This window comes from Mesorhizobium sp. 113-3-3, assembly GCF_016756495.1.
In the GTDB taxonomy this organism is placed as follows: domain Bacteria; phylum Pseudomonadota; class Alphaproteobacteria; order Rhizobiales; family Rhizobiaceae; genus Mesorhizobium.
This window is the reverse complement of record NZ_AP023243.1, coordinates 2,548,990-2,575,047: the sequence shown is the minus strand read 5'-3', so window position 1 is coordinate 2,575,047 and position 26,058 is coordinate 2,548,990. Positions and strand designations below refer to the sequence as shown.

Annotated in this window: 26 protein-coding genes; 11 read left to right on the top strand and 15 right to left on the bottom strand. The window is 63.9% G+C overall.

Translation table 11 applies throughout. The features are described from left to right. Positions 1-12: 12 nt before the first annotated feature. A complete protein-coding gene (locus JG746_RS12525) occupies positions 13-645 on the top strand; it encodes an FMN-dependent NADH-azoreductase (RefSeq protein WP_202358409.1) in 633 nt (210 codons plus the stop codon). 53 nt (positions 646-698) lie between these two features. On the opposite strand, the gene JG746_RS12520 is transcribed toward JG746_RS12525, so the two are convergent. Together JG746_RS12520 and JG746_RS12515 are read right to left on the bottom strand one after the other, a co-directional pair. Beyond that, the gene (locus JG746_RS12520; protein WP_202358408.1) at positions 699-998 is read right to left on the bottom strand and encodes an AzlD family protein; all 300 of its coding nucleotides are present in this window, start codon (positions 996-998) and stop codon (positions 699-701) included. Further along, the gene (locus JG746_RS12515; protein WP_202358407.1) at positions 995-1,735 is read right to left on the bottom strand and encodes an AzlC family ABC transporter permease; all 741 of its coding nucleotides are present in this window, start codon (positions 1,733-1,735) and stop codon (positions 995-997) included. The genes JG746_RS12520 and JG746_RS12515 overlap by 4 nt, the downstream gene beginning before the upstream one ends. Positions 1,736-1,907: 172 nt before the next feature. Between JG746_RS12515 and JG746_RS12510 the strand changes: the two genes are divergently transcribed. Continuing rightward, the gene (locus JG746_RS12510) at positions 1,908-2,366 is read left to right on the top strand and encodes an Lrp/AsnC family transcriptional regulator (protein WP_202358406.1); all 459 of its coding nucleotides are present in this window, start codon (positions 1,908-1,910) and stop codon (positions 2,364-2,366) included. 37 nt (positions 2,367-2,403) lie between these two features. Here JG746_RS12510 and JG746_RS12505 read toward each other — a convergent pair whose 3' ends face one another. Then, on the bottom strand, positions 2,404-3,240 hold the full coding sequence (locus JG746_RS12505) for a hypothetical protein (protein ID WP_202358405.1): 837 nt from the start codon (positions 3,238-3,240) through the stop codon (positions 2,404-2,406). Between the two features lie 246 nt (positions 3,241-3,486). Here JG746_RS12505 and JG746_RS12500 point away from each other — a divergent pair, with 246 nt between their 5' ends. After that, positions 3,487-4,692: an MFS transporter gene (locus tag JG746_RS12500; RefSeq protein WP_202358404.1), complete on the top strand. Its 1,206-nt coding sequence runs from the start codon at positions 3,487-3,489 to the stop codon at positions 4,690-4,692. Between the two features lie 52 nt (positions 4,693-4,744). Here JG746_RS12500 and JG746_RS12495 read toward each other — a convergent pair whose 3' ends face one another. Together JG746_RS12495 and JG746_RS12490 are read right to left on the bottom strand one after the other, a co-directional pair. Then, positions 4,745-5,878: an NAD(P)/FAD-dependent oxidoreductase gene (locus tag JG746_RS12495; RefSeq protein WP_202358403.1), complete on the bottom strand. Its 1,134-nt coding sequence runs from the start codon at positions 5,876-5,878 to the stop codon at positions 4,745-4,747. A 37-nt stretch (positions 5,879-5,915) separates the two neighbouring features. Further along, the gene (locus JG746_RS12490; protein WP_202358402.1) at positions 5,916-6,584 is read right to left on the bottom strand and encodes a peroxiredoxin; all 669 of its coding nucleotides are present in this window, start codon (positions 6,582-6,584) and stop codon (positions 5,916-5,918) included. 135 nt (positions 6,585-6,719) lie between these two features. Here JG746_RS12490 and JG746_RS12485 point away from each other — a divergent pair, with 135 nt between their 5' ends. Next, the gene (locus JG746_RS12485; protein ID WP_446721196.1) at positions 6,720-8,447 is read left to right on the top strand and encodes a BTAD domain-containing putative transcriptional regulator; all 1,728 of its coding nucleotides are present in this window, start codon (positions 6,720-6,722) and stop codon (positions 8,445-8,447) included. Positions 8,448-8,486: 39 nt separating this feature from the next. On the opposite strand, the gene mocR is transcribed toward JG746_RS12485, so the two are convergent. Further along, entirely contained in the window at positions 8,487-9,938 is a 1,452-nt protein-coding gene (gene mocR, locus JG746_RS12480; protein WP_202358400.1) for a rhizopine catabolism transcriptional regulator MocR, read from the bottom strand. Positions 9,939-10,056: 118 nt separating this feature from the next. Between mocR and JG746_RS12475 the strand changes: the two genes are divergently transcribed. The 6 genes from JG746_RS12475 (at position 10,057) to JG746_RS12450 (ending at position 15,408) form a co-directional block, all read left to right on the top strand. Continuing rightward, entirely contained in the window at positions 10,057-11,154 is a 1,098-nt protein-coding gene (locus JG746_RS12475) for a Gfo/Idh/MocA family protein (protein ID WP_244730763.1), read from the top strand. Next, a complete protein-coding gene (gene iolE / locus JG746_RS12470) occupies positions 11,151-12,050 on the top strand; it encodes a myo-inosose-2 dehydratase (RefSeq protein ID WP_202358398.1) in 900 nt (299 codons plus the stop codon). Before JG746_RS12475 ends, iolE begins: the two co-directional genes overlap by 4 nt. 114 nt (positions 12,051-12,164) lie before the next feature. Then, positions 12,165-13,121, top strand: a complete 957-nt coding sequence (locus JG746_RS12465; protein WP_202358397.1) for a rhizopine catabolism ABC transporter substrate-binding protein — start codon at positions 12,165-12,167, stop codon at positions 13,119-13,121. Positions 13,122-13,171: 50 nt separating this feature from the next. After that, positions 13,172-14,269 carry an ABC transporter permease gene (locus JG746_RS12460; RefSeq protein ID WP_202358396.1) on the top strand — a complete coding sequence of 366 codons (1,098 nt, stop codon included), beginning with the start codon at positions 13,172-13,174 and terminating at the stop codon, positions 14,267-14,269. Then, positions 14,269-15,063 carry an ATP-binding cassette domain-containing protein gene (locus tag JG746_RS12455; protein WP_202358395.1) on the top strand — a complete coding sequence of 265 codons (795 nt, stop codon included), beginning with the start codon at positions 14,269-14,271 and terminating at the stop codon, positions 15,061-15,063. The genes JG746_RS12460 and JG746_RS12455 overlap by 1 nt, the downstream gene beginning before the upstream one ends. Before the next feature lie 114 nt (positions 15,064-15,177). Beyond that, positions 15,178-15,408, top strand: coding sequence for a hypothetical protein (locus JG746_RS12450; protein WP_202358394.1), 231 nt, complete (start codon positions 15,178-15,180; stop codon positions 15,406-15,408). A 110-nt stretch (positions 15,409-15,518) separates the two neighbouring features. Here the strand turns inward: JG746_RS12450 and JG746_RS12445 are convergent, their stop codons facing one another. The 6 genes from JG746_RS12445 to dgoD form a co-directional block, all read right to left on the bottom strand. After that, positions 15,519-16,313 carry a FadR/GntR family transcriptional regulator gene (locus JG746_RS12445; RefSeq protein WP_244730762.1) on the bottom strand — a complete coding sequence of 265 codons (795 nt, stop codon included), beginning with the start codon at positions 16,311-16,313 and terminating at the stop codon, positions 15,519-15,521. Positions 16,314-16,315: 2 nt separating this feature from the next. Then, entirely contained in the window at positions 16,316-17,317 is a 1,002-nt protein-coding gene (locus JG746_RS12440; protein WP_202358392.1) for an ABC transporter permease, read from the bottom strand. Continuing rightward, positions 17,314-18,837 (bottom strand): sugar ABC transporter ATP-binding protein, encoded by a 1,524-nt coding sequence (locus tag JG746_RS12435; RefSeq protein ID WP_202358391.1) that lies wholly within the window; start codon positions 18,835-18,837, stop codon positions 17,314-17,316. Before JG746_RS12435 ends, JG746_RS12440 begins: the two co-directional genes overlap by 4 nt. Positions 18,838-18,912: 75 nt before the next feature. After that, positions 18,913-19,896: a substrate-binding domain-containing protein gene (locus JG746_RS12430; protein ID WP_202358390.1), complete on the bottom strand. Its 984-nt coding sequence runs from the start codon at positions 19,894-19,896 to the stop codon at positions 18,913-18,915. A gap of 22 nt (positions 19,897-19,918) precedes the next feature. Continuing rightward, positions 19,919-20,695, bottom strand: coding sequence for an SDR family oxidoreductase (locus tag JG746_RS12425; protein WP_202358389.1), 777 nt, complete (start codon positions 20,693-20,695; stop codon positions 19,919-19,921). Between the two features lie 5 nt (positions 20,696-20,700). Then, the gene (dgoD, locus tag JG746_RS12420; RefSeq protein WP_202358388.1) at positions 20,701-21,873 is read right to left on the bottom strand and encodes a galactonate dehydratase; all 1,173 of its coding nucleotides are present in this window, start codon (positions 21,871-21,873) and stop codon (positions 20,701-20,703) included. Positions 21,874-22,198: 325 nt separating this feature from the next. Here dgoD and JG746_RS12415 point away from each other — a divergent pair, with 325 nt between their 5' ends. Continuing rightward, positions 22,199-23,365: an extracellular catalytic domain type 1 short-chain-length polyhydroxyalkanoate depolymerase gene (locus JG746_RS12415; protein ID WP_202358387.1), complete on the top strand. Its 1,167-nt coding sequence runs from the start codon at positions 22,199-22,201 to the stop codon at positions 23,363-23,365. 56 nt (positions 23,366-23,421) lie between these two features. On the opposite strand, the gene JG746_RS12410 is transcribed toward JG746_RS12415, so the two are convergent. The 3 genes from JG746_RS12410 to JG746_RS12400 form a co-directional block, all read right to left on the bottom strand. Continuing rightward, positions 23,422-24,024, bottom strand: coding sequence for a general stress protein (locus JG746_RS12410; RefSeq protein WP_202358386.1), 603 nt, complete (start codon positions 24,022-24,024; stop codon positions 23,422-23,424). 24 nt (positions 24,025-24,048) lie between these two features. Next, positions 24,049-24,798, bottom strand: a complete 750-nt coding sequence (locus JG746_RS12405) for a DUF4142 domain-containing protein (protein ID WP_202358385.1) — start codon at positions 24,796-24,798, stop codon at positions 24,049-24,051. A 310-nt stretch (positions 24,799-25,108) separates the two neighbouring features. Next, positions 25,109-25,999 (bottom strand): NmrA/HSCARG family protein, encoded by an 891-nt coding sequence (locus JG746_RS12400; protein ID WP_202358384.1) that lies wholly within the window; start codon positions 25,997-25,999, stop codon positions 25,109-25,111. Positions 26,000-26,058: the final 59 nt, after the last annotated feature.

Here is a 26,058-nt window from a genome sequence, read left to right as displayed (position 1 = left end):
GAGAGACCCGCTATGTCCATTCTTCTCGTTACCTCGAGCCCGCGCGGCGCTGCCTCGCACTCAACCCGCATCGCTACCGAATTCGCCGAAAAGCTCGTTGCTGCCGATCCGTCGAACACGCTTGTCGTGCGCGACCTCGTCGCCAACCCGCTGCCGCATATCGATGCCGACTATTCGACCGGCATCTACACACCGGTTGAAGCGCGCACCCCGCGCCAGGCTGAAGTCGTCGGCGTCTCCGACGTCGTGCTCGACGAGTTGTTCGCCGCCGACACGGTGATCCTCGCCACCGGCTTCATCAACTTCAACATCTCCTCGACGCTGAAGTCCTGGGTCGACCACATCGCCCGCTCCGGCAGAAGCTTTGCCTATGGCGAAGGCGGCCCCAAGGGCCTCGTCACCGGCAAGAAGGTCTACATCGTGCTGGCTTCGGGCGGCATCTATTCGGAAGGTGCGGCCGTGCAGTTCGATCACGCCATCCCGTATCTGCGCGGCGTGCTCGGCTTCCTCGGCATGACCGATGTCGACGTCATCCGCATCGAAGGCGTCGGCATGGGCCCTGACGCGGTGACCGCCGCACTTGCCAAGGCGACCGCCAAGGTCGACGCCGTGGTGGCCAGCCAGCAGGTCGCTGCGGCCGCGTAAGGCTTTCCATCATCCGAACTTGAAAGGCAGGCGTTCGCGCCTGCCTTTTTCATTTAGCCCATGAAATGCCTGAGCAGGCCGGCCGAAGCGACGCCGATCAGCACGGTCGGCAGCATCGAAAGCCGTGTCGCGGCGATGAAGGTGATGGCCAGCGCCAGAAGGTCGGCTGGATTGCGCGACACGAAGGCCGGCGCGATGACCGAGATCAGCACGCAGCCGGGTGCGGCCTCCATCACCGCCGTGGCACGCGCGCCGAGCACGCGGTTGCGCAGCACGACATAGCCGCCGATCCGCGTGAGATAGGTGACGCCGGCCATCAGCACGATGGTGAGAAGGGTTGCCATGTCGATCATGCCTCACCTGCCATCAGCCAGGCGGCAAGCAGCCCCGACATCGCGCCCGCCGCGACATACCAGGCGCCGGGAATGAAGAGATAGACAAGGGCCGCGACAACCAGGCTGACCAGCCAGGGCCGCGCCGCCGCCACGCCTTTCCACATGCCGCGCATCAGCACCAGAAAGACAGCCGGAAACGCCATGTCGAAACCATAGGTCTCGACATGGCCGAGCATCGGGCCAAGCAGCGCGCCCGCCGCAGTGAAGCCCACCCAGGCCAGATACATCGCCAGGGCCGCGCCCATATAGTAGCGCGGGCTGAAGGCAGGGGTGATGCCCGCCGCGGCACGCTGTTTGGCGTCGGCCAGGCCGAGCGCCCAGCTTTCGTCGCACAGGAAGAACAGGGCCGGAAACACCTTGCGCTGCGGCAAATGCCCCAGGAATGGCGCCAGGGCTGCCCCCATCAGGAAGTGACGGCTGTTGACCAGGAAGGTAATGGCGACGATGAGCGCGATGTGCGGCGGCGAGGTCCAAAGCTGGATCGCCGCGAATTCCGAGCCGCCGGCGAAATTCAATCCGGTCATCAGAGGCAGTTCGACAGCGCTGAGACCTTTCTGCGTCGCCTGCGCGCCCAGCACCAGCGCATAGGGAATGGTGCCGAGCAGGACGGGAAGGCACGAGATGACCCCGCGCCGGAACTCCGAACTCGATCCGCCGTCAATCGCCTCGGGCAATGTTGCTTCAGAAACGCTCATGATTTTCCACAGGCTGACCTCGCGGCCACCGCTTCCGGTTAGGCTTCCGATGGTGATGGTGTCGACGCAACCATATAAAGTTGGCCTCGCAATTTGGTTGCGAAGATTGTTGTCTTTGCCATTATTTTGGCATTCAATGCCGCCATTCACCAAACATATGGAATTCACAGCCATGAAACTCGACGACATCGACAGGCGCATCCTGCGGGCGCTGCAGCGTGACGGCCGCATGGCCAACAATGATCTCGCCAACGAGGTCGGCCTGTCGCCCTCGCCTTGCCTGCGGCGCGTCAAGCTCTTGGAAGAGGCCGGCGTCATCGACCACTATGTCGCCGTGCTCAACCCGGCCAGCATCGGCAAGGGCCTCACCTTCTTCACCCGCATCTGGCTGAAAACGCAGGACGAGGACACGGTCCAGCACTTCGCCACCGAAGTGGCCAAGCTGCCGCAGGTCATGGAATGCTACCTGATGCTCGGCGACTGCGATGCCCTGGTGCGCGTGGTGGCGGCCGACCTCAACGACTATCGCCGCTTCCAGTCTGAGCATCTGAGCCGCATCAAGGGCGTCCAGAACGTCAAGACCGACGTGCCGAGCTGGACGATCAAATACACATCGGAACTGCCGATCTGAGGCCTGTCACAGGCGCCTTGGCGTCGGCCTTCCGCTTTCAGGGCGAACCATTCTCCCGCGAGATGCTCGGGTTAAGCTGGGCGACTGGACCAATCAATGGAGTAGCCCCGGCAAGGGGAGCGGCGCGTGTGCGGAGGTAAATCGCAGAGGTGGTTGCCATGCTCGCCAGCGTCGCGAATCCATAGGCAAACGCCAGCCAGCGGTCGGACAACGCCCAAGCCACGACGGTGAAAAAAGCCGCGAAAGAAAACGACCCGACGATAACGCCGCGCAACAGATTGGCGGCTGCCGGCGCGCCCCGCTGATGATGCGTGAACATCGCCAGGACAAGGACGAACACGGGAAACGGCGCCACGAGCCCACTGAGCTGCGGCCCAAGGTACCTGGTCGACATGGTGATCAGGAAGACGAAGCCCGTCGAAACGACCATCCGGGCGGGAAGGTCCCATCTCGGCGCTATCCCGGCAAGCGCTTCCATGTTCACCGGTTTGGTGAGGAAGGACAGAAGCAACAACGTCACCAGAAGCAGCCCGATGGCCTGCGCGAATGTCCAGCTGGCGAGGTTCCATACAAAGGTAGCGAGAAAGAAGGCGCAGACCCCTGCGATCATGCTGACCCAGCAGTTGAGGCGCCTTGCCGCGCGGGCGTAGACGAAGCAGAAAATGCAGGTCGAAACCTGGCCCACCAGATTGCCCACCGCCGCGTGCCGGGCGAACGCCGCACCGTTTTCCAATGCGGTGAAGACCGACACAGGGCCGGTCACCAAGGGTATCCCCATCAGCAGCCCGCCCACCGCCGGCCCGAAACGCCGGCTGAGCAAGGTGAGACAGAGGATAAGGAGCGGCGTGCTGAGAAGCTTGAAGACCAGGATCATGAAACGGATGTCTTGGCCTTGTCCGGCCGCCTTGTAGAGGGATCGCCCCGTCGAATACCGTAGCAAGTCGACCGATGCCACACCGATCGTGACAAATGGCGGCGGAAAGCCGCGTGGCGCGGCCAGGAAAAGGACGCCAGTCCAGACTGGATAAAAAATGCAACCAGATTGTAGGATCGGCTTCGGTGCCGGCGTCCTTCGGACGCAAGCAGCGCCAAGCGCTGCCCTTTGGCATGGGAGATTTGCATGAACCTTTCCTATCGTTGGGTCATCGTCGCGGCAGGCGCGCTGATGTCCTGTGTCGCCATCGGCACGATGTTTTCGCTGGCGATCTTTCTCGAACCGATGGCGATCGACACGCAGTGGTCGCGCGCCGGCATTTCGAGCGCCATGACGCTCAATTTCCTGGTTATGGGCCTCGGCGGCTTCGCCTGGGGCGCCCTGTCCGACCGTTTCGGCGCCCGCATCGTCGTGGCGATCGGTGCGGCGCTGCTCGGCCTGGCGCTGGTGGTGGCGAGCCGCGCCGGCTCGCTGCTGACGTTCCAGATCAGCTATGGCGTGCTTGTCGGACTTGCCGCCAGCGCCTTCTTCGCGCCGATGATCGCGCTGACGACGGCCTGGTTCGACACCAACCGCAGCCTTGCGGTTTCGCTGGTCTCGGCCGGGATGGGCGTCGCCCCGATGACGATCTCGCCTTTCGCCCGCTGGCTGATCTCGGCCTATGAATGGCGTACCGCCATGTTCGACATCGGCATCATGGCCTGGGTGCTGTTGCTGCCGGCGGTGCTTCTGGTGCGCCAGCCGCCAAAGCCCGCCGTGGCGGGCGGGGCTTCCGCGCCGGTCGCCGAGGGTGACAACATGAGTGTGGCCCAGGCGCTGCGTTCGCCGCAGTTCATCGTGCTGGGGCTGACCTTTTTCGCCTGCTGTGCTGCCCATTCCGGGCCGATCTTCCATATGGTCAGCTACGCCATGCTGTGCGGCGTCGCCCCCATGGCGGCGGTCACGATCTACAGCGTCGAGGGTCTCGCCGGCTTGGGCGGCAGGCTTCTCTACGGCGTGCTGGCCGACCGGCTCGGCGTCAAGCCGGTGCTGATCGCGGGCCTGGCGATCCAGGCGGTCGTCATTGCCGCCTATCTCTCGGTCAGCCAGCTCGACCAGTTCTATGTGCTGGCCGTCATCTTCGGCGCCACCTATGGCGGCGTCATGCCGCTCTATGCGGTGCTGGCGCGCGAATATTTCGGCCAGCGCATCCTCGGCGCCGTGTTCGGCGCCGCCACCATGCTGTCAAGTCTCGGCATGGCGCTCGGCCCGCTCGCCGGCGGCATGGTGTTCGATGCCTATGCCAGCTACCACTGGCTGTTCATCGGCTCGGCCCTGATCGGCCTGGGTGCCGCGGGCATAGCGATCGCCTTCCCGCCGCTGCCGCGACGGGAAGAATTGCAGGCGGCCTGAAGCCGATGGCGGGCGCTGGTGATAATCCCTCAGCGCCCGCCTTTTTCGAAGCTCAATGCCCGAACCAGCGGGCCTTGCGGCTGGAGCCGAAATTCACCTTGTCGACCCGTAAGGCCTCCGACGGTTCATAGAAGGCGCCGGTGGGTTTTGGGCCGGAGAAGAAATCCACGTCCACTCTGGCGATCCTGTTGGCGCCGAACTCGATGTAGCAGGATCCCGCGCCCGGGTTCCTGGCCGTTTGCTCCTCATGGCGCAGCCTGGCGATCAGGTTCGCCGCAACGGTGCGCGCGGCGCCCTCGGCAAAGACGCCCGCCTTCGGCGCGCCCGTATTGGCCAGGTCCCCCAGCGCGTAGACGCCGGGAAAGCGGGTTTCGAGTGTGCGCGGATCGATGGTGACCCAGCCGCCCTCGGTGATGCCGGCCTCGACGACGACATCGGGCGCGCGGTTCCGGGGCACGCCCAGGAACAGATCGCAGGGCAGTTCGCCGCCATTGTCGAGCGTCACAACCTTGCGGCCCTCGTCCACGGAAACCACGCGGGTGCTGGGGATGAAGGTGATGCCGCGCTCGGCGAAGGCGGCCAGGAGCGCCCTCGACGTTTCGGGAGAAGGCGGCACCGGGCTCGACATCGGGTTCACATAGGTGATCTGGCAGTCGCCTCGCACACCCCTCTCGGTCAGGTAGTCATGCAGCATCAAGGCGCATTCGCTGGGCGCGGGCGGGCATTTGTATGGCGCGCAGCAGACACCGATCACGGCATGACCGCGGGTGAAACCGGGCAGCACCTTGGCCATGTGGGCGGCGCCCGGAACCGAGTAGAATTCGTTGCGGCCGAGCGTGATGCCGGGTGTGGCCGAGACGTCATAGTCAGCGCCGAGAGCGATCACCAATATGTCCGCCTCGTGCACCCCTTTGTCCGTCGTCACGCGCCGCCGTTCCGGGTCGATGGCGGTGACGGTCTCGCGCTTCATCGTGACGCCGGCCTTGGCGTAGTCGGCGTAGGGCAGCCGCACAGCCGCTTCGGTCGCGCGGCCGAACATCACATCGAGCTTGGCAAAGCCGAACACGAAGGCATCCGACTTGTCGATCAGGGTGACAGCAATGCTGTCACCCAAAGCTTCGGACAAGGACGTGCTGAGTTCGAGCCCGCCGAAACCGGCGCCAAGGATAAGGATACGGGTTTTCATACTGTCACCTCTTGTTGCCGGATGCCTGGAAGAAGGCTCAGGCGTTGCCGTGCGGCTGCGGGACGATGCGGATATAGGGCTTGGGCTGCTTCCAGCCCTCGGGATAGAGCACCTTGGCCTCATCGTTCGAAACCGAGCCCGCGATGATCACGTCGTCGCCCTGCCGCCAGTTCACCGGCGTGGCGACGCGATGCTTGGCGGTCAGTTGCATGGAGTCCACCACGCGCAGGATCTCGTCGAAGTTCCGCCCGGTGGTCATCGGATAGGCGATCATCAGCTTGATCTTCTTGTCGGGCCCGATGACGTAGACATGGCGCACCGTCTGGTTGTCGGCCGCCGTACGCCCCTCGGCGTTGTCGCCGGCCGTGGCGGGCAGCATGTCGTAGAGCTTGGCAATGGCCAGCATCGGGTCACCGATCATCGGGAAATTCGGCGCGTGTCCCTGGGTCTCGGCGATGTCGTCAGCCCATCCGGCATGACGCTCGACCGGGTCGACGGAGAGCCCGATGATCTTGACGCCGCGCTTGTCGAACTCGGGCTTCAGCCTGGCCATGTAGCCAAGCTCGGTCGTGCAGACGGGGGTAAAATCCTTGGGATGGGAAAACAGGATGCCCCATGAACTGCCCAGCCAGTCGTGGAAGCTGATTGGGCCATGGGTGGTTTCGGCGGTGAAGTCGGGGGCCATGTCGGCGATACGAAGAGACATTTGATCCTCCTGCGAGAGATGGTTGGAATTGACTACGGGTGCAGACTAGGCAACCTATGTTCCGCCAGCGTTCCCTGCCCCACAGGCGCTTGTGACGGCCGTTTTGGGCGGCAACGGCGGATCGCATGCTGAAGGATGCTTCGAGTGCGCGTTCAGGTTCAATTGCTCGGCGGGTTCAGTGTCGGTGTTGAAGGTCAAGTCATTCCGGCCGCGGCGTGGCGGCGGGACCGTGGCGCGGCACTGGTGAAGCTGCTGGCCGTCACCCGCTCGCATCGCATTCACCGCGAACAGGTGATGGAGGCCTTTTGGCCCGATCTCGATCCGGAGGCGGCCGGAGCGAACCTGCGCAAGGCCATCCACTTCGCCCGCCGTGCCTTGGGTGCGCATGACCTGATCGAGCAGACGGCCGATGTCATCGCCCTTGCCCCGGCGGCCGATCTTGAAATCGACGCTGACGCTTTCGAGGCCGCCGCCAAACTTGCCTTGCGAGGCTCCGACCCTGCCGCCTGCGAAGCGGCCGCCGATCTCTACACGGGAGACCTGCTGCCGGACGATCCCTATGTCGACTGGTTCGAAACGCCCCGCCAGGCTCTGCGGCAGCGCTATGCCGACGTGCTGCGGGCCGGCAAGCTCTGGCAGCGCCTGATCGCGCTGGACCCGGCCGACGAGCAGGCGCAGTGCGCCCTGATGCAGGCAGCACTCGACGCCGGCAACAGGGCCGAAGCAATCAGGCTGTTCAATCAGCTCAGCCAAAGCCTGCGCATCGATCTTGGTGTCGGCCCGGGCGCCGAAACCGTGAAGCTCTACGAAAAGGCGCTGGCCGTGCCCTCTATCGACCCTGTCGGCTTGAGCGACCGCATCCGTGCCTCGCTGGCCTGGGGCCTGCTGCACCTGCAAAGCGGCGACTTCGCCAGGGCCGGCCAGGTTGGCCGGGAAACCCGCGAACTGGCGATGGGCGCGGGCTTGGCCCGCGAGGTTGGCGAGGCCAGCGCCCTGATCGGCCTGGTGGCCCACATGCAGGGCCAATGGCGCGAACTGTTCCGCGCGGAGTTTATCGAATGGGTCCGCTCCAAGCCAGCCTTCGTCTCCAACGTTTTTGACGGGCATCTGTGCCTGGCCGAATTCTGCCTCTGCAGCGCCAAGGGCCACCACGACATCGCCGCCTCGGCCCGAGAGCTGCTGTCGGTGGCCGAGGGCGCCGGCTCGGTCGCCGGGCGTGGCCTGGCCTCGCTCGTGCTCGGCGAAGCAGCGCTCTTCTCGGGCCAGTTGGCCGAGGCCGAACGCATGTTGACCGAGGCCGAAAGACTCTACGCGCAGGTAGGAGCCGTGGCCGGCCGCGTACTGGCGCTCCAGCGCCTGACGGAACTCGCGCTTGCCCGCCGCCAGAAATGGCAGGCGGGACGGCTGATCCACCGCGCCACCACCCTTGCCCATTCTTCCTGGCTGGCGCCGCATTTGCTGATCAGCCTGAAAGGGCTCGAGGTGCGCGCCGCCACCACCCCCGAGAGGATCGCCGAGACCATTCGCGAAGGTGACCGCATGCTGTCATCGGGCTGCAATTGCCAGCCTTGCTCAATGACCTTCCGTACCGCGGCTGCCGTCGCACAGGCCGAGGCGGGCGAGATCGAGCAGGTCAACCGCCGGCTCGACGAGGCTGAGCGGGTCGCCGGCATGTGGAACGGCGGCCCCTGGGTGGCGGCCGTGTGGGAAGCGCGCGGCGTGCAGCGCCGGGCCGAGCGTAACGAAACCCGGGCCGTTGCGGCGTTCGAGGAAGCAGCCTCGCGCTTCGCCGCGCTCGGTAGGCCGATCGACGAGGTGCGCTGTCGGGCACGGATGGCGGATTCCGGGCTGGCAACAGCTTAAAAAACAAATAGCCCCAGCTTCTTACCTGGGTTTGTTCGCTTACAAAAAATGGCTTTGCAGCACGGTGCGGAACTTCTGCATCGTCTTTTCGGTCGTCTGCGCGTCGGCCGCCGCAAAGCCCATGACAAGACCGTTCTGCTCCGTGCCGTGACGGTACTGGATCGACAGGGCCGAGACGTTGATGCCCTGCTGGAGGGCCGCCTCGGCAACCGCCCTGTCGCTGCATCCGTCGCGGAAAATGCCGACGACTTGAATGCCGGATTCGGTGGTGTGGAAATCCAGCCATTCTCCCAGATGCCTTTGCGCGCTTTCCAGGAAGAACTGCCGTCGCTCCGCGTAGAGGCGCCGCATGCGCCTGAGATGGCGGGTGAAATGCCCCTCATTCATGAAGTCCGCCAGCGCGGCCTGGGTCAGCAAGGGGGCGAACTGGCCGCTCACGCTCAGCGCCGAGACGATCGTATGATCGATCGCCTTGGGCGCCACCAGGAAGCCCAGCCGCATGGCCGGGAAAAGGATCTTGGCGAAGGTGCCGACATAGACCACGCGGTTCGACGCGCCGATGCCTTGCAGCGCCGGAATGGGCTGCCCCTGAAAACGGTATTCGCCGTCATAGTCGTCCTCGATGATCCAGGCGCGCCAGCTCTCGGCCATGTGCAGGAGATTGAGCCGCTGCTCCATCGGCATGGTTATGCCGAGCGGGTGATGGCAGGAGGGCGTCACGAAGATCATGCGGGGCACGACATCAGGGGGATCGAGGTCCCAGCCGGCCTTGCTGACGCGCAGCGGCGCCAGTTTCGCGCCGGCCGAGACGAAGGCCGAACCGGCGCCGTAATAGCCTGGCTCCTCCATCCACACCGTGTCGCCGTCATCGATCAGCAGCCGGGCCAGGAGATCGAAAGCCGACTGCGCGCCGTTGGTCACGACGATCTGCTCGGCGGTGCACTTCACGCCGCGCGAGGCGGTGAGGTAGCGCGCAATCGCCTCGCAAAGCGGCGGATAGCCTTTGACGTGATAGGTGCCGAAAAGATCGATATGAGCGAATTTGGCGCGGCGGCTGAGCAGTTTCGACCAGGTATTGAACGGAAAATTGTCCGGGTCCGGCATGCCGGGATGGAAGGCAAGCATGCCCGGCCGGCCATGGTGATAGGGTTGCGCAAGCATGGTCTGTCCGCGCCGCGACAGTGGATTGGCGTCCTCGACTGACACATCTTCCGCCGCCACCGAGCGGGTCGGCAGGTCCATGACGACCGAGGGCCTGCGCGGCCTTATCGCCAGATAGCCCTCCAGCGCCAGCTGGTCGCAGGCGGCAATCACCGTGTTGCGCCCGACATTCAAATCCCGCGCCATGACCCGTGTCGACGGCAGCGCATGGCCGCTCGGCAGCACGCGCCGTTCGATCAGGCCGCGCAGCTGGACATAGAGCTGCCGGTGCAGATTGGCGGGGCTGCCGCGATCGAGCGCGATGCCGTCGACGGGAAAGCTGGTCTTCATCTGGTTCCCAAAAATCAATGGAATCTGGTTCTAACAATGGAACCAAAGGCGGCCTACCCTCAAGAAAAAAGCGTTCGGGTTCAGATGGGGCTGGCCGATGCAGTGCATAAGGGTGGGAGTGATCGGGGCGGGCGGCGTCGCCCAGGTCGAGCACATTCCGAACCTGCTCAAGCTGCACCGGCAGTTCAAGATCGTCGGCGTTTACGATCCGTCGCGAAAAGTGCGCGCCTTCGTCGGCGAGGAATTCGGCCTCGAAACATTCTCCGATCTCGACACACTTCTCGCCATGCCGCTTGATGCCGTGGTCATCGCCTCGCCGGATGCGCTGCACCACGAACAAAGCCTCGCCGCCTTCGCCAGGGGCCTGCATGTCTTCTGCGAAAAGCCGCTTTGTTATGGTGCGCAGGACATCGACGAATTGATCGCGGCCAGGGATCGCGCCGGAAAGGTGCTCCAGGTCGGCTACATGAAGCGTTTCGATCCGAGCTACGAGGCGGCGCTGAAAATGCTGCCGGGCACGGCGCGGACGCTTCGCTACATTTCGGTCGAGGTCAACGATCCCGACGCTTGGCCCTTCGTCCGGCACGCCTCCACTTGCCGGGGTGATGACGTCGCGGCGGAATTGATTGCCTCGACCGAAGCCAGGCAGCGCGAGCAGGTCGACCGCGCGGTGCCGGGGCTCCACGATCCCGACGCCTTTCGCGGCTTCGTCGGCGCCTATTGTTCCTCGATCGTGCATGACGTGAACGCTGTCCATGGCTTGCTTGACGCACTCGGCGTCGCCGATGGTGAAATCGTCGGCGCCTCGCTCTTCGCCAAAGGCGAAGGCGGCCAGGGCACTGTCCGGCTGCTCGGCGGTCAGGCATTGTGGAACATGGTCCATGTCGCCGTTCCCAGGCTGCCCGATTATCGCGAGCGCATCACGCTCCATTTCGACGACGCCTCGCTCGAGCTGGAATTCCCGTCGCCCTATCTCAACCACCAGCCGACGCGGCTGACCATCCGCACTGGCGACGGCCACACGCTTTCAAGCAGCGACATCCGCTGCGGCTATGAAGAGGCATTCGTCGAGGAGCTGAAAGGTTTCTGGTCGGCGATCGTCGAAGGCGCAGCCGTGCGCAACACCGCCGAGCATGCCCGCCGCGACATGACGCTGCTGGCCGGGCTGACCCGCCATCACCTTGCCCAATCGAAACAATCAGGAGTTCGCCCGTGACGGTTCGCATCGGCATCAATCCGATCACCTGGACCAATGATGACGTGCCGGAACTCGGCGGCGACACGCCGCTTGAAGTCTGCCTCAGCGAAACCAGGCAGGCCGGCTATGCCGGCACCGAACTTGGCGGCAAGTTTCCGCGCCGCTCGGCCGAACTGAAGCCGATAATGGACCGCTATGGCCTCGCGGTGATTTCCGGCTGGTATGACGGCCGCTGCGACGAGAACGACCTCGGCGCGGAAATGGATGCGATCACGCCGCATCTCCAGCTTCTGAAGGATATGGGCTCCACCCATGTCGTCTATGCCGACACCTCGCGCGGACGTCACAATGCCATCTGGAGACCGATCTCGCAGCGCCCTGCCCTGAGCGCGGAAGAATGGCCGGCCTATGGCCGCAAGCTGACTGCACTCGCTGAAAGAATGGCGGATTTCGGCGTGCGTATGGCCTTTCATCATCATATGGGAACCATCGTCGAGACCGATGCCGAGGTCGGCCTGTTGATGCGGCACACCGGCGAAGCGGTCGGCCTGCTCTACGACACCGGCCATTCGGTCTTCTCGGGCGGCGACCCGCTGACCCTGATCAAGGCGCAGTTCAAACGCGTCGTGCATGTGCACTGCAAGGACGCGCGCAAAACCGTGCTTGACCACGCGCGCGCCGAGGACAGGAGTTTCATGGGCGCGGTCATGGACGGGATCTTCACCGTGCCCGGCGACGGCTTCATCGACTACCCCGCCATTTTGCGCGTGCTGGCCGACAATGGCTACAGCGGCTGGCTGGTGGTCGAGGCCGAGCAGGATCCGAACAAGGCTAATCCGCTGACCTATGCGACGATGGGATTCCAGAACCTGTCACGCATGGCGAGGCAAGCCGGATTTACCGTCATGGAATGATCGAGGCCACTATTCGGCCTCCAGGGAACCAGTGCTGAGGAATGAAACTGGAATGAAGGGGCAACTGGACTGCCGACCGTAATTGCGGCGGCGGAAAACAAACAGGAGGTTGTTATGTTTTCGCTTGCGAAATTGATAAAGCCTGCACTCGGTCTGATGGCCGGCTTCACGATGATGGCGGCGGCCACGAGCCTTGCGGCCGCCGACGAAACGCGCGTGGTGTTCGTCACCCACGGCCAGAGCGGCGACCCCTACTGGTCGGTCGTCAAGAACGGCATGGACGATGCCGCCAAGACGCTCGGCGTCAAGGCCGAATATCTGGCGCCGGAAACCTTCGACATGGCCAAGATGGGGCAGATGATCGACGCCATCGCCGCCTCGAAGCCCGACGGCATGGTCGTTTCGATCCCCGACGCGGCCGCCCTCTCGGCCCCGGTCAAGAACGCCATCGCCGCAGGCATCCCGGTGATCGTCATCGATTCCGGCGGCTCGAAGCTCACCCATGATCTTGGCGGCCTGCTGTTCATGGGGCAGGATGAATTCCAGGCGGGCGTCATGGCCGGCGAGCGCATCAAGGCGCTCGGCCTCACCAAGGCGGTCTGCGCCAACCATGAGGTCGGCAATTCCAGCCTCGACGACCGCTGTGCCGGCTTCGCCAAGGGTCTGGGCGTCGACGTTCCGGTGATGAACGGCGTCATCGACCCGACCGAAATGAAGAACCGCGTGATCGCCTACATGACCGCTCATGCCGATACTCAGTTCATCCTCGCCGTCGGCGCCAGCGGCGCCGAGCCGACGCTGGCCGCGCTTGATGAAATGGGCCTGTCGGGCAAGGTCAAGACCGGCACGTTCGATCTTTCGCCCACGATCCTGCAGGCCGTCGTCGCCGGCAAGATGGAATGGGGCATCGACGCCCAGCAATATGCCATGGGCTACATACCGGTCGCGATGTTCGACCTCTGGAAGAAGTACAAGATCATGCCGATCGCCGACTATCCGACCGGCCCCGGCTTCGTCACCAAGGACACCGCCGCCTCGGTTATCGAGCTGTCGAAACAAGGCAAGCGCTAGCACTGGCGGTCGGGGCCCGGCCCCGGCCGCACCATTTGTGGGGTCACGCCATGGTTTCAGAGATTCGCGACGAGCGGGTCCGGTCCGTCTCACGCCTGAGCCGTCTGTTGAGCAGGCCGGAACTTGGCGCGGCCGCCGGCACCGTTCTGGTCTTCGTGTTCTTTGCCATCACGGCGGGAAGCACGGGACTGTTCAGCGCCAAGGGCATCGTCAACTTCCTCGAAGTCTCGGCCCAGCTTGGCATTCTCGCCGCACCCGTGGCCCTGCTGATGATCGCCGGCGAGTTCGATCTGTCGGTCGGCTCGATGATCGGCTTTGCCGGCATCCTCATCGCCATCCCCGCGGTGTTCTGGGGCTGGCCGATCTGGCTTTCACTGCTGTTCACCTTCGCCGTTTGCGGCGGCATCGGCGCGCTGAACGGGCTTGCCGTCGTCAGGACCGGCCTGCCCTCCTTCATCGTGACGCTCGGCAGCCTGTTCATGCTGCGCGGCCTCACCCTTGGCCTCACGCGCGGCATATCGGGGCGCACCCAAGTGTCGGGCGTGCACGAACTGGCGCAGAATGATCCCCTCAACAGCCTGTTCTCTGGCCAGGTGTTCCCCGGCCTGATCGCCCGGCTTGCCGACATCGGCCTGATCGGCAAGCGAGCGGATGGTCTGCCGTCGATCTCAGGCATTCCGGTGTCGATCGTCTGGTGGATCGTGCTGACACTGGCCTGCACATGGCTGTTGACGCGCAGCCGCTTCGGGAACTGGATTTTTGCCGCCGGCGGCGAAGCCAATGCCGCACGCAATCTCGGCGTGCCGGTGGCACGCACCAAGATCACGCTGTTCGTCATGACGGCGCTCGCCGCCGCCCTGTTCGCGGCGATCCAGGTGCTGGTCACCGGCTCGGCCGACACGCTGCGCGGCACGCAGAAGGAGTTCGAGGCCATCATCGCCGTCGTCATCGGCGGCACGCTGCTCACCGGCGGCTATGGCTCGGCCATCGGCGCCATGTTCGGCGCCCTGATCTTCGGCGTCGTGCAGATGGGCATCTTCTACACCGGCATCGACACCGACTGGTTCAAGCTGTTCATGGGCGCCATGATGGTCATCGCGGTGCTGTTCAACAGCTATGTGCGCAACCGCGCCATGAGGAGCCGGTGATGGCCGAGCCCTATGTCGAACTGAAGTCGGTCAGCAAATATTTCGGCTCGGTCGTGGCGCTGAAGGACGTGTCCTTCGATGTCTGCCCCGGCGAGGTGCATTGCCTGCTCGGCGACAATGGCGCCGGCAAATCGACGCTGATCAAGACGCTGTCGGGTGTCTACACGCCTGACGAAGGCGAAATCCGCGTCCAGGGCAAGCCGACACGGTTTGCCTCGCCCGCCGATACGCGCGACAGCGGCATCGCGACCGTCTACCAGGACCTGGCGCTGGTGCCGCTGATGAGCGTGGCGCGCAACTTCTTCCTCGGGCGCGAGCCGATGCGCAAGTTCGGGCCGATCAGCCAGTTCGACGCCGACTTCGCCAACCGCACCGCCTATGACGAGATGCAGGCGATGGGCATCCAGCTGCGCGACCCCGAACAGCCGGTAGGCACGCTGTCAGGCGGCGAACGCCAATGCCTGGCCATAGCGCGCGCCGTCTATTTCGGCGCCAAGGTGCTGATCCTCGACGAGCCGACATCGGCGCTGGGTGTCCACCAGGCATCCGTGGTGCTGAAGCTCATCGTCCAGTCCAAGGCGCGCGGCATCGGCGTCATCTTCATTTCCCACAACGTCCATCACGCCTACGTCGTCGGCGACCGCTTCACGCTGTTGAAGCGCGGCAGAAGCACCGGCACCTACGCCAAGGGCGAAATCACCCGCGACCAGTTGCTCAACCTGATGGCCGGCGGCAAGGAGCTGGTGGATCTGGAGCAGGAATTGGCCAAATCGGCCAAGAACGGCCCGGTCTAAGGCGCGAGGCTGATCGGATCCCTGTAGCTGACCAGCCTGGCGGGTGCGCATCGGTATCGGCGGAGCCGCGAATCTGTGCTAAGCCGCCGCCCAATCAACCAGAGGACGACAGCTGTGAGCGAACTGACCGTGGCCGAGGCGACCGAGAATATCTATGCATCGCTTCGAGCGGACAATGCCGAGATCGACGCCCATATCGCGGCGCTCAAGGCCGCGCTGACACGAGAGGGGATGAAAGAGGCGGTGTTCGATCCTGCCAAATTGGCGCAGGGCAACCGCTCGGGCCGCAAGTTGATGCAGGCCTATTTTCGCCAGCGCGGCGTAAGCGTGAAGTTCTCGGATTAGGAGAACCACGCGCGGGCGATCTTCAAGCGCGCCCTTGGGAATCGGGACTGCGCCTTAAGGGATGCGCGCGGCCGAGCATAGTGCGCGACGGTCGTGCCAGCTGATCGCGGCTACGCCTTCCGAGGCGCCTGCTTTGGGATTTGTTGGTGATGGCCCTTGCGGGCGACGGCGAGAAGGTCGTTCGAGGCGATGCCGATCAGCGCTTTCATCTGGTCGTGAGCCTCGTCGGCCCTGCGCATGCGGATGGCCTCCAGCACATCGCCATGGGCGCTGAGCGTCTGCTGATAATTGGCGGTAGCCGATGTGGTCAGTCGGAACGAGAAGCTGAGCGCGGCCGCCAGCATGTTGCCGAGATTGGCGAAAACCGGATTGCGGCTGGCGCGCAGGATGGCCGTATGAAAGCGGACATCGGCATCGAGACAGGCCGCGAGGTCGTCCTGCGGCGCAATGCGCATGGCCTCATAGGCGGCTTCGATCACCGCGAGATCGCCCGAGGTCGCCATCCTGGCCGCAAGCTGGGCGGCGGCCGGCTCGATGACCAGCCGCGCCTCGATCAAGCCGCGGACGAAATCGAGATCGGGCTCGATATCGCGCATCCATTCGAGGACCTGCGCATCGAGCCTGTTCCATTCGCTTGACGCGCGCACACGCGTGCCAGCCCGCTTGCGCGCCTCGATCAGTCCCTTGGCCGAAAGCGTCAGCAGCGCATCGCGAAGCGCCGTGCGGCTGGCGCCGTAGATGACGCACAGTTCAGCCTCTGTCGGCAGGACCGCGTGCTGCGCGTAGGTGCCGGCGAGAATGCGCTGTCCGAGATCGCGTGCGATGCGATCCTTCAGGGACGACGTACCATCCCCGGCAGGAAGGTCCTGCTTGCCTTGATCGATTGCAGCGGTCGCCGCGTCCATCGTCATCTCCTGTTCAAGTGGTACTCGGCAATGACCACAGCAAGGATCAGCAGTGAGCCTTTTGCCAGCAATTGATAGAAGGTTGGCACGGACGTCAGTATCATTCCGTTGTTGAGCACGCCAATGATGGCGACACCGAGCAGCGCGCCGACAATCGTGCCCTTGCCGCCCTGCAAGGCACAGCCACCCAGAACGGCCGCGGTGATAGCCTCGAGTTCCAGGCCCTGGGACCCGGATACGGGCTGGCCCGAACCGGTACGGGCAGCCAGCAGGATCCCGGCCAGTCCGGCGGCAACGCCACTCATGATGTAGATGCCGACGCGGTAGCGGTTGATGTTGATGCCGGAGAAGCGGGCGACAACGGGATTGCCGCCGAGCGCATAGATGTTGCGGCCGACAATCGAACGCGCCAGGAAGAGGTGGAATGCGATCGCGGTCAGCACCAGAATCCAGACCAGCAACGGCAGGCCGAGGATGCGTCCAATGCCGATGAACCGGAAGGTGTCGCTGAAGATGGCGATCGACTGGCCGTCCGACATGATGAAGGCGATGCCGCGAAAGATCGCCATGGTGCCGAGCGTGGCAATGACCGCGTTGACCCGCCCATAGGTGATGATGATGCCGTTGACGAGACCGGCAAGACCACCAAGCACCAGGCCGGCGACGATGCCGGCCGCCGGCGACCCGGTCGCCTGGATGGCCATTGCCGTCGAGACCGTGGTCAGGCCGACAGTGGCGCCGACAGCGATATCCAGACCGCCGGCGACGATGACCACGGTCTGGCTCATCGCCAGCACACCGAGAATGGTGACGCCAAGGCCGATGTTGAGCAGGTTTCGGCTGGAGAAGAACACATCGCCGCGCAGCGAACCGAAGATGACGACGAGAATGGCGAGAGCCACCAGAAGGCTGATGTTGTGGACGCCAAGGCGCTCCACAAGGCGCGTGGAAACGCCCCTGGCGTCGGTCTGCGCTTTCGATGCGCGAAGCTCGAGGCTGTTCATTGAATGTGGTCTCCGGGCGATGGTGCGGATTGCGGCATGGCGTGTTTGAGGATCGTCGCTTCGTCTATGTCGGGGCGGGCAAGTTCCGCCGTGATGCGGCCTCCCGCCATGACAAGAACCCTGTCGGCCAGACCGATTAGTTCCGGCATTTCCGAGGAAATCAGGATGATACCGATGCCGCTTGCCGCGAGTTCATCGATCAGCCGATAGATTTCCGCCTTGGCGCCGATATCGATGCCGCGCGTCGGTTCGTCGAGGATGAGCAGCATCGGCTGTCGGGCAAGCCAGCGCGCCAGGACGACCTTCTGTTGATTGCCGCCCGACAGTTTCGAAACCTGCTCGTCGAGGTTGGGTGCCTTGATCGACATCTTGGCTGCCAGCGGCGAGACGATCTCCAGCGCCTTGCGCCGGTTGAAGAAGCCGAAGCTCGACGTCTTGTCGGGCACGCAAAGTGCGGCGTTGTCGAGAATGCTTCGAAACAGCAGCAGCGCCTCGTGCTTGCGGTCTTCGGGAGCAAAGCCGATGCCCGCGACGATTGCCGCATGCGGACTGTTGGGCAGAACGGGCACGCCATTCATGGCTATTGTGCCGGCGATGCGCCGGTCGTAGCCGACAATCGCCTTTGCCAGTTCGGAGCGGCCCGCACCCATGAGCCCGGCGATGCCGAGCACTTCGCCGCGACGAACCCTGAGGCTGACATCGCTGACGCGGTCGGTGGTCAATCCCGTCACATCAAGCAATTGTTCGCCGGACCGCCAGGTCTCGCGGGTGAACAGATCGGCGATGTCGCGGCCGACCATGAGCTTGGCGATGGTCTGCTCGCTGGCGCCGGCGGCCGGCGAATCGTCGACCAGCCTGCCGTCGCGCAAAACGACAATGCGGTCGGCGAGGTCGATGACCTCGTTCAGCCGGTGCGAGATGTAGATGATCGACGTGCCCTTCTCGCGCAGCCGGCGGATGACGGAAAACAGGCGACGCGCTTCATCGTCGGTCAGCGACGAGGTCGGTTCGTCGAAGGCGATCAGCCGGCCACCGGCGCGGATGGCGCGCATGATCTCGATCATCTGGCGTTGCGCCGGGCCGAGCGTGCCGCAGAGTTGGCGTGGCCGCATGTCCTGCTGCATGCCGAAGGTCGCAAGTACCCGGTCTGTCTGCTCCTCCAGCTTGCGCCAGTCGAGCAGGACGCCTGCCAGGCGCGGCAATTCGCCGACGAAGATGTTCTCGGCCACCGTCAGGTTCGGCACGATCTCCGGCTCCTGATGGATGACGCGAATTCCGGCCCGGTGGCTGTCGCGCGGTTCGCCGAAAACGATCGGCGTGGAACCGTGCCGCACGGTACCGGTGTCCGGGCCGAACACACCCTCGAGAATGCGCATCATCGTCGATTTGCCGGCCCCGTTCTCGCCAACCAGAGCGAGCACCTCGCCTGGCCGGAAAGCGATCGAGACGTTGTCGAGCGCCTGCACGACGCCGAAGCGTTTCGATATGCCGTCGAGCGAGAAGAAGTCCGATTGCGTCAAGGCTCACTCCCAAGGATCGATCCGAGCAGCTGAAGAGCGTCATGCACCCCTGGAGGCGCATGACGCGGGTCCGGCTCAGTGGCAGAGCTTGGCCTTGTAGTCCGATGCAAAATTGCCGGCGGTGATGTATTCCGGGTCGGTGAAGGACTGAACGGGCAGCTTCGTTCCGTCCTTGATCGAGGCCAGCAGGATTTTCACCGCCAGCGCGCCATGGTTTGCCGAATTGAGCCACATCGTACCACGGAATGCCGAAGGCTTTCCTGATCCGAAGGCCTCGCAGGCGCGGCTGCCGTCAATGCCGATGCCCATGCCCTGGTCCGCGCCATAACCGGCGTTTTCCAGCGCTCGCGCCGCACCCAGCACGCCGTCATCGTTGCAGGAATAGAAGATCCAGTTGGTGACGCCGGGATTGGCCGTCAATGTGGTGGTCATGACGTCGATGGAGTTGACCATCGTGTTGTCATAGGGGACGCGAAGGATGTTTGCCGGCTTGAAGTCGGGCACCGCCTTCAGGAACGCTTCCTCGGCACCCTTGTTGCGCTGCATGCAGGTGTCGGCCTTGCGGTCCTCGATCGAGGCGATACGCACCTCCTTGCCGGCCCAGCCGTCGGCCTTGTAGAGCTTGGCCAGCTCTTCGCCCACCCGCGCACCGATATTGTAGGCATTCATGCCGACATAGGGAACCTGGGTGCCGTCCTGGTAGTAGATATCGTCATCGACCGCCACGAGGGGGATTTTCGCCGCCTTGGCCTTCTCGGCGATGACCGGTCCCAGCGCCTTGTCGGGAACGACGATGGCGATGCCCTTGACGCCGTCGCCGACCATCGTGTCGAAGGTGGTAATGGTCAGATTGGAGTCGAACTGGACGTCTTGCGACACGAAGGTGGCGCCGGCCGCCTCGGCCGCTTTCTTGGCGCCGCCGACTTCGGCGACGAACCATGGGTGCTCGCCCATCTTGTTGATGTAGCCGATCTTGATGTCGTCGGCGCTTGCCGCGCCAGCCATCAGTCCGGCAGCCAGTATCGCCAATGTTGCCAGAGCCTTTGTCGTCGTTTTCATGTGGATCCTCCCTGCTTGGTTGTCAGTCGTGGTAGAGAACCGAGCGTCCGCCATCGATGGTGATCGTCTCGGCATTGATGAACGGCGCTTCGTCCGAAGCGAGGAAAACCGCCGTCATTGCAACTTCGTCCGGCCGGCCAATGCGCTTGGGCGGATGAAGGTCGTAGGCCCGCCGCTTCTCCTCGGCAGGGTCTGGAAACGTGTTCCAATAGGCTTGTGCGATCGGCGTCTCGATGTAGCCGGGGGCGATCGCGTTCACGCGGATGCCGCGCGCCGCATATTCGATGCCGAGCGAGCGGGTCAGGCCGACAAGCGCATGCTTGGCGACCGGATAGGGAAATGTGTGGGGAATGATCTTGAAGGCGTGGCAGCTGGCTATGTTGACGATTGACCCCGAACCCTTCGCCAGCATCGTCGGCAACACCGCCCTGGCGCAGAACCACGCGGCCTCAAGGTCGAGCCTGAGGCAGCGGTCCCATTCCTCGTCCGGCATCAGCAAAGGTTCGTAAAAGACGTTGGCGCCGGCATTGTTGACGAGAACGTCGACGCCGCCATGGGCCGCGATCGTCTTCGCCACCATGTCGGCCACTGCCGCCGTGTCCGTGACATCGGTTTCGATGAAAAGGGCATCGGTGCCCTTGGCGCGCAATTCGTCGGCGATCGCCTTGCCGGTTGCCGCGTTGCGCTCGGCAATCACGGTCTTTGCCCCCTGCATCGCAAAGGCCCGGGCGGTGGCGGCGCCGATGCCCTGGCCGGCGCCGGTGACGATTGCGATCTTTCCCTGAAGCCGGCCTGTCATGGCGCTCACCAATCGACCACGGTGCCGTCGGGCATGACGGCGTTGCGGGCATGCAGCACTTCCTGCTTGAAAGGGTGGCGCGCGATGACATCTTCATTCACGGTGACGCCAAGGCCCGGCAGGTCGGGCACGTCCCAGCGGCCGGGTTTGCGATCGATCGGCCAGGTGACGACGTCATCGTACCAGGCGACCGCGCCCGACATCTCCTCCTGGATGATGACGTTTGGCGTCGATATGCCGAAGTGAAGCGCCGCGACGCCGGCGATCGGGCCGAGCGGGTTGTGCGGCGCAAGGCCGATGCCGGCGGTTTCCGCCAGAGCCGCGATCTTCTTGGTCTCGAGCAGGCCGCCGGTGTGGCAGATATCGGGCTGGGCAATGTTGAACGCGCGCGCCCCGATCGATTGCGTGAACTCGCGGCGCCCGATCAGCCGCTCGCCGGACGCGATGGGGATCGCCGATCGCGCGGTGATATGCGCCAGGCCGGCGACATCTTCGGGCGGCACCGGCTCTTCGGCGAACATGATGCGGGCCGGTTCGATCGCCTTGAGATAGTCCATCGCCGCATTGACGGAGGCCGGGCGTCCGTGAAAGTCGACCATGATGTCGATATCGGGACCGACAGCCTCGCGCAGCGCGCCAACCATGTTGGCGACGGAGTCGACCGCCTTCGCCGGCGAGACATAGTGGGTGTAGGGAATGCAGACGACCTTGACCGCGTCGTAGCCGGCCTGGGTGACGATGCGTCCGCGCTCGACGATCGTGTCCGCCGACCCGCTCTCATAGACCGCCTTCATGTCGCCAAGGCCGAGATGCGTATAGGTGCGCAGATAGTCGCGGACCTGGCCGCCGAGAAGCCGCCAGACCGGGACGCCCAGCGACTTGCCCAGAATGTCCCAGAGCGCGATTTCGATGCCGCTGACGGCCGACATGCCCTCGACGCCGAGACGCCAGAAACCATGGCGCGTCAGGATCTGGTAGCACTGCTCCACATTGCGCGGATCCTGTCCGATGAGCAGCGCCTCAAGATCCTGAAGCGCGCCGACGACCGCACGCGTCTTCCACTCCAGCGTCGCCTCACCCCAGCCGAACAGACCGGGCTCATCGGTTTCGACCCGAACGAAAACCCAGTTGCGCATTTCCGCATTGCAGACGAGCGCCTTGATGGCCGTAATTTTCATGGGTGCTCCCGGAAGCGTCGTCTTTTTAAAAGCTATTATGTATGATTTATTATCAAACATATGAGCAAGTCAAGCGCGCATCGGGCTGCACCGGCTTCGCGTCGTGTTCCGCTGCCGATGCCGGCGGCTACCGTTAGATAGATCCGGAATGGTCAGGGTCCGCCATTGGCTTTTTCAGCAGCGAAAGAAGCCGGGGCGGCCTGGAACGGAGCATTCGCATCTCGTCTACCCCAGCGTAAGCTTGTTATTGTGCAGTGCAGCAACGATGTTGCTGTCTGTGCATTGTGCTCGGGCTTCCGCCATTCCGGCGGTCTAGGATCTCGATTTGCGGAACATCTCAGATACGATCGCGCGCCTTTCGGCCATGCGAGGCGGGACGGCATTCTACCCACAAGGCCACCTCGACAGTCTGTCCGATCTCGCCGAGTTCGGATCCAATCCCGGCGCCTTGCGGGCACGCTTCTACGTTCCTGAGAACTTGCCGCGCGGGGCCGCGCTGGTCGTTGTCCTGCACGGCTGCACGCAAACGGCCGCCTCCTATGATCACGGATCCGGCTGGTCGCGCCTGGCGGCGGAAGAAGGGTTCGCGGTGTTGTTCCCGGAGCAGCAGCGCGCCAACAATGCCAACCTCTGCTTCAACTGGTTCGTGCCCGAAGATGTCACCCGCGATCGCGGCGAGGCGCTCTCCATCCGCCAGATGATCGAGGCCATGGTGACGACGCATGGCCTCGACCGCCGGCGCATTTTCATCACCGGCCTTTCCGCCGGCGGTGCCATGGCGGCGGCAATGCTGGCGACTTATCCGGACGTGTTCGCCGGCGGCGCAATCCTTGCGGGACTTGCCTATGGCAGCGCATCGACGATCCCGGAAGCGTTCGATCGCATGCGTGGCCATGGCGGCCCGTCTAAGTCGGAACTCCAGCGGCGCCTGGCGCAGGCATCATCGCACAAGGGGAATTGGCCGAAGATTTCGATCTGGCAGGGCACGGCCGATCGCACGGTGGCGCCATCCAACGCGGACGCCCTTGTCGCCCAATGGCAAGGTGTTCACCGCGCCGGTGCGGGCCATGGTCGAACGGAGGCTGTCGATGGGCAAACGCGGCAGGTCTGGTGCGACGTCGATGGCAATGAGGTGATCGAAAAATACACCATTGCCGGTATGGGCCATGGCGCCCCCTTGAAGACGGCGGGTGAGGACGGCCTGGGCCACGCCGCTCCGTTCATGCTGGATGTCGGAATATCTTCGACGCGCAGGATAGCGGCCTTCTGGAATATCGCAGGCCGAGGTGCTCGAGGGGAGCCCCAGCCTGCTGCTGGCGCGGCCAATCCTGCCGCAGGCACAGCTTTGGACACATACATTGCGACTGAAAAATCAAGACCAGCCAGGGTCGAACCTGCCGGACAGCCGCCTCCAGACGGCTCACGCGCTTCTCCTGTAGGCATTGGCAAGACTATTGAGGATGCGCTTCGTGCAGCCGGCTTGATGCGTTAGCCAAGGGCTGTTCGGCAAAATGGCCCCGCCGCCTTTCGGCAGCGAGGCCTTGTCGATTAGACCCGGTTTACATCCCGGGCGCCGTCGCGGCCGATTTCGTTCGAGCGGTAGTTCTCCGCTTTTGGATCGAAACCGGTCCAACCGTCGGCCTGGTATTCGCCACGCCGCTCCTGCAGGTTGACAGATGTAGCCTGTCCCAGGATCCTTTCGGCCTCCGGCACCAGCTGCTCGTCGACCTTGGCTGTGACCAGGGTGCCGCCGCGGCGCACGCCCTCGGCGTAGACGTGGGCATCATTTTCCGGGACACCGGAATCGGTGAGCGCGCCGACGATGCCGCCGGCCGCGCCGCCAACCACCGCGCCGCCAACGGCACCGACGGCAGTTGCGGCCAGCCATCCGGCAGCCACCACCGGACCAACGCCCGGAATGGCCATCAGGCCAAGTCCGGCAAGCAGTCCCCCCGCTCCGCCGATCGCCGCACCCAGTCCGGCGCCGCCGGCCGCGTCATCGGCGGCCTTGGAGCCGTCATTGTCGTGCTGATTGTCCGAATTGCTGGAAACGATGCTGATATCGTCATGCGCAACACCGCTGGCTTCCAATTCACCAACGGCATCGGAAGCGTCATCGTAATTGTCGAAAAGTCCGGTTACGGTCTTCATGATTTGATCTCCTGGATCTCAGTTTCAGTTGGTGCCGGCAACGACGTTGCCCTTGTAGTCGAGCGCTACGGTGGTGTTCTTGCCGTCCTTGTTGGCCTGGCCGCGCCAGATGCCCTGGTCGTCCTTGGTCAGCTTCGACACGTCGGCGAAGCCGGCATCCTGGATGCGGCCCTTCGCCTGATCCTCGGTAAAGCTGTTTGCACCGGGAAGCGGCGGGAGCTGTTCGGGCTTGTCACCGACCGTGACCTTGGGCGTCTGCGAAGTTGAGGACTGGGTGCCCGCGGTCGCCGCGATCTTTTCGATCATCTCCTGGTGCATCTTGAGCGTCGGCACCGTCTGCTGGGCGAACGTCTTCAGCTCGGCATTGTCGCCGTCCTTGGCGTAGCTTTCGAACAGCTTCACGGCATCGGCGTGCGCGTCGCGCTGCAGCTGGACGTAGGGGCCGTCGATCGGATCCTTGCCGTTCTGCAGGGTATCGACGTCGCCCTTGTGCTTGGCGTCCAATTCCTTCGGAACCGTCAGCTTCTGCTCGCCGGCGATCGTCTCCAGCTTTGCATTGGCGGCACCGTGGTCCTCGATCATCTTGCGGGCAAAATCCTTGACGCTCTGATCCTGCGCCTTGCCTTCGGCAATCTTGCTGGAATCGACCTCGAACATGCCGCCTGCGGCGGCCTTGTTGACGAAGTCCTGAGCGCTGTCGGCGGCGAATGCAGGCAGGGCAAAAGCCATGGCTGTGGCTGTGGCCAGTGAGGCCAGGAATAGGCGGGTTTTCATTTAGGCAGATCCTTTTCATGCACACATGTGCTGGGGATCTAACCTGCGCCAGTCAGCTTTGTTCCGGAGGGTCGGAGATAATCCGGCGAGACCGGCCGCGAACCGCGTCGGCGGTGATTTCGGGCGGCGGCTGGTCAAAGACTGCCTGCGAGGCAGCGGCTATCACCAACAAGGGTCAATGCCCCACGCCGGCACTCGGCAACGCCCGCCACCGGAGAGCGGGTGCGCCGGCTGCACCGCGCGATCTGGGATATTCGCTGGCGGTTTGAGGAATTGATCAAGGCATTGTGGAGCCAGCCGGCCTTACTCCTCAGCTCGCTGCCGCCTCTATCGCCTGCGAACCAGCGATTGCTGAGGCGAAGTTGCGGTACGGGCGCAGTGGGCGGCCCAGAAGCGCGGTCAGTCGCTCGACGTCGCCGTCCTCAGGCAGCATCCCGTCGGTGAAGAAGCGCTCGCCCATCAGGCGCATGTCGTAGGCCATCCAGGCGGGCAAGAACTGCTTCAGATTTTGCTCAAAGCCCTCTGCATTATCGCCGCCGTAATGGATCGGGCGGGCGAGCACGTCCGACCAGATGGCGGCGATATCCGTCCCAGTCAGTGTCTGCGGACCGACGAGGTTGATCCGGTCGAGCGCAAGCGGCTCTGCGGACTGTTCGCGGCGCAGCAGCTCCAGGGCGGCGATCTCGGCGATATCACGGGCGTCGATCATGGCGAGACCCTTGGCGCCGATCGGCATTGGGTAGGTGCCGTAGCCGGTGATGGCGTCTTCGATCATCAGATCGTTCTGCATGAAGTAGGCCGGGCGCAAGATCGTAGCCTTGAAGTCCATCTGCTCGATCATTCGCTCAACGCCGAACTTGCCCGCGAAATGCGGCACGTTCACATAGACGTCGGCGTGGATCACCGACAGATAGACGATGCGCTCGATGCCGGCCGACCGGGCGACGTTAAGCGCGATCAATGCCTGGGTGAATTCGTCCGGTACCACGGCGTTCAGGAGGAACAGGGTGGAAACGCCTGACATGGCTTTGCGCAGCGAATCGACATCGAGAAAGTCGCCTTGCACGACGGATACGCCCGCCGGGAAGCTGGCTTTCGACGGATCGCGGACGAGAGCACGGACATCGGCGCCGCGCTTGACGAGGTGTTCGACGACTTGGCGGCCAATATTGCCGGTGGCGCCGGTAACGAGAATGGTCATGAAATTTCTCCTGTTGGGTTGCTTGACACCTCCAATATGTGTGGCTCACTGAGAGCCTA

Excerpts from the sequence above, each read along its gene's own strand:
- JG746_RS12505 (WP_202358405.1), bottom strand. The coding sequence starts at position 3,240 with ATGATCCTGGTCTTCAAGCTTCTCAGCACGCCGCTCCTTATCCTCTGT.
- JG746_RS12485 (WP_446721196.1), top strand. The coding sequence starts at position 6,720 with ATGCTTCGAGTGCGCGTTCAGGTTCAATTGCTCGGCGGGTTCAGTGTC.
- JG746_RS12410 (WP_202358386.1), bottom strand. The coding sequence starts at position 24,024 with ATGAAGACCGTAACCGGACTTTTCGACAATTACGATGACGCTTCCGAT.
- JG746_RS12445 (WP_244730762.1), bottom strand. The coding sequence starts at position 16,313 with ATGGACGCGGCGACCGCTGCAATCGATCAAGGCAAGCAGGACCTTCCT.
- JG746_RS12520 (WP_202358408.1), bottom strand. The coding sequence starts at position 998 with ATGATCGACATGGCAACCCTTCTCACCATCGTGCTGATGGCCGGCGTC.
- JG746_RS12500 (WP_202358404.1), top strand. The coding sequence starts at position 3,487 with ATGAACCTTTCCTATCGTTGGGTCATCGTCGCGGCAGGCGCGCTGATG.
- dgoD (WP_202358388.1), bottom strand. The coding sequence starts at position 21,873 with ATGAAAATTACGGCCATCAAGGCGCTCGTCTGCAATGCGGAAATGCGC.
- JG746_RS12400 (WP_202358384.1), bottom strand. The coding sequence starts at position 25,999 with ATGACCATTCTCGTTACCGGCGCCACCGGCAATATTGGCCGCCAAGTC.
- JG746_RS12405 (WP_202358385.1), bottom strand. The coding sequence starts at position 24,798 with ATGAAAACCCGCCTATTCCTGGCCTCACTGGCCACAGCCACAGCCATG.
- JG746_RS12515 (WP_202358407.1), bottom strand. The coding sequence starts at position 1,735 with ATGAGCGTTTCTGAAGCAACATTGCCCGAGGCGATTGACGGCGGATCG.
- JG746_RS12460 (WP_202358396.1), top strand. The coding sequence starts at position 13,172 with ATGGTTTCAGAGATTCGCGACGAGCGGGTCCGGTCCGTCTCACGCCTG.
- JG746_RS12510 (WP_202358406.1), top strand. The coding sequence starts at position 1,908 with ATGAAACTCGACGACATCGACAGGCGCATCCTGCGGGCGCTGCAGCGT.
- JG746_RS12525 (WP_202358409.1), top strand. The coding sequence starts at position 13 with ATGTCCATTCTTCTCGTTACCTCGAGCCCGCGCGGCGCTGCCTCGCAC.
- JG746_RS12455 (WP_202358395.1), top strand. The coding sequence starts at position 14,269 with ATGGCCGAGCCCTATGTCGAACTGAAGTCGGTCAGCAAATATTTCGGC.
- JG746_RS12495 (WP_202358403.1), bottom strand. The coding sequence starts at position 5,878 with ATGAAAACCCGTATCCTTATCCTTGGCGCCGGTTTCGGCGGGCTCGAA.
- JG746_RS12465 (WP_202358397.1), top strand. The coding sequence starts at position 12,165 with ATGTTTTCGCTTGCGAAATTGATAAAGCCTGCACTCGGTCTGATGGCC.
- JG746_RS12430 (WP_202358390.1), bottom strand. The coding sequence starts at position 19,896 with ATGAAAACGACGACAAAGGCTCTGGCAACATTGGCGATACTGGCTGCC.
- JG746_RS12425 (WP_202358389.1), bottom strand. The coding sequence starts at position 20,695 with ATGACAGGCCGGCTTCAGGGAAAGATCGCAATCGTCACCGGCGCCGGC.
- JG746_RS12440 (WP_202358392.1), bottom strand. The coding sequence starts at position 17,317 with ATGAACAGCCTCGAGCTTCGCGCATCGAAAGCGCAGACCGACGCCAGG.
- JG746_RS12490 (WP_202358402.1), bottom strand. The coding sequence starts at position 6,584 with ATGTCTCTTCGTATCGCCGACATGGCCCCCGACTTCACCGCCGAAACC.
- mocR (WP_202358400.1), bottom strand. The coding sequence starts at position 9,938 with ATGAAGACCAGCTTTCCCGTCGACGGCATCGCGCTCGATCGCGGCAGC.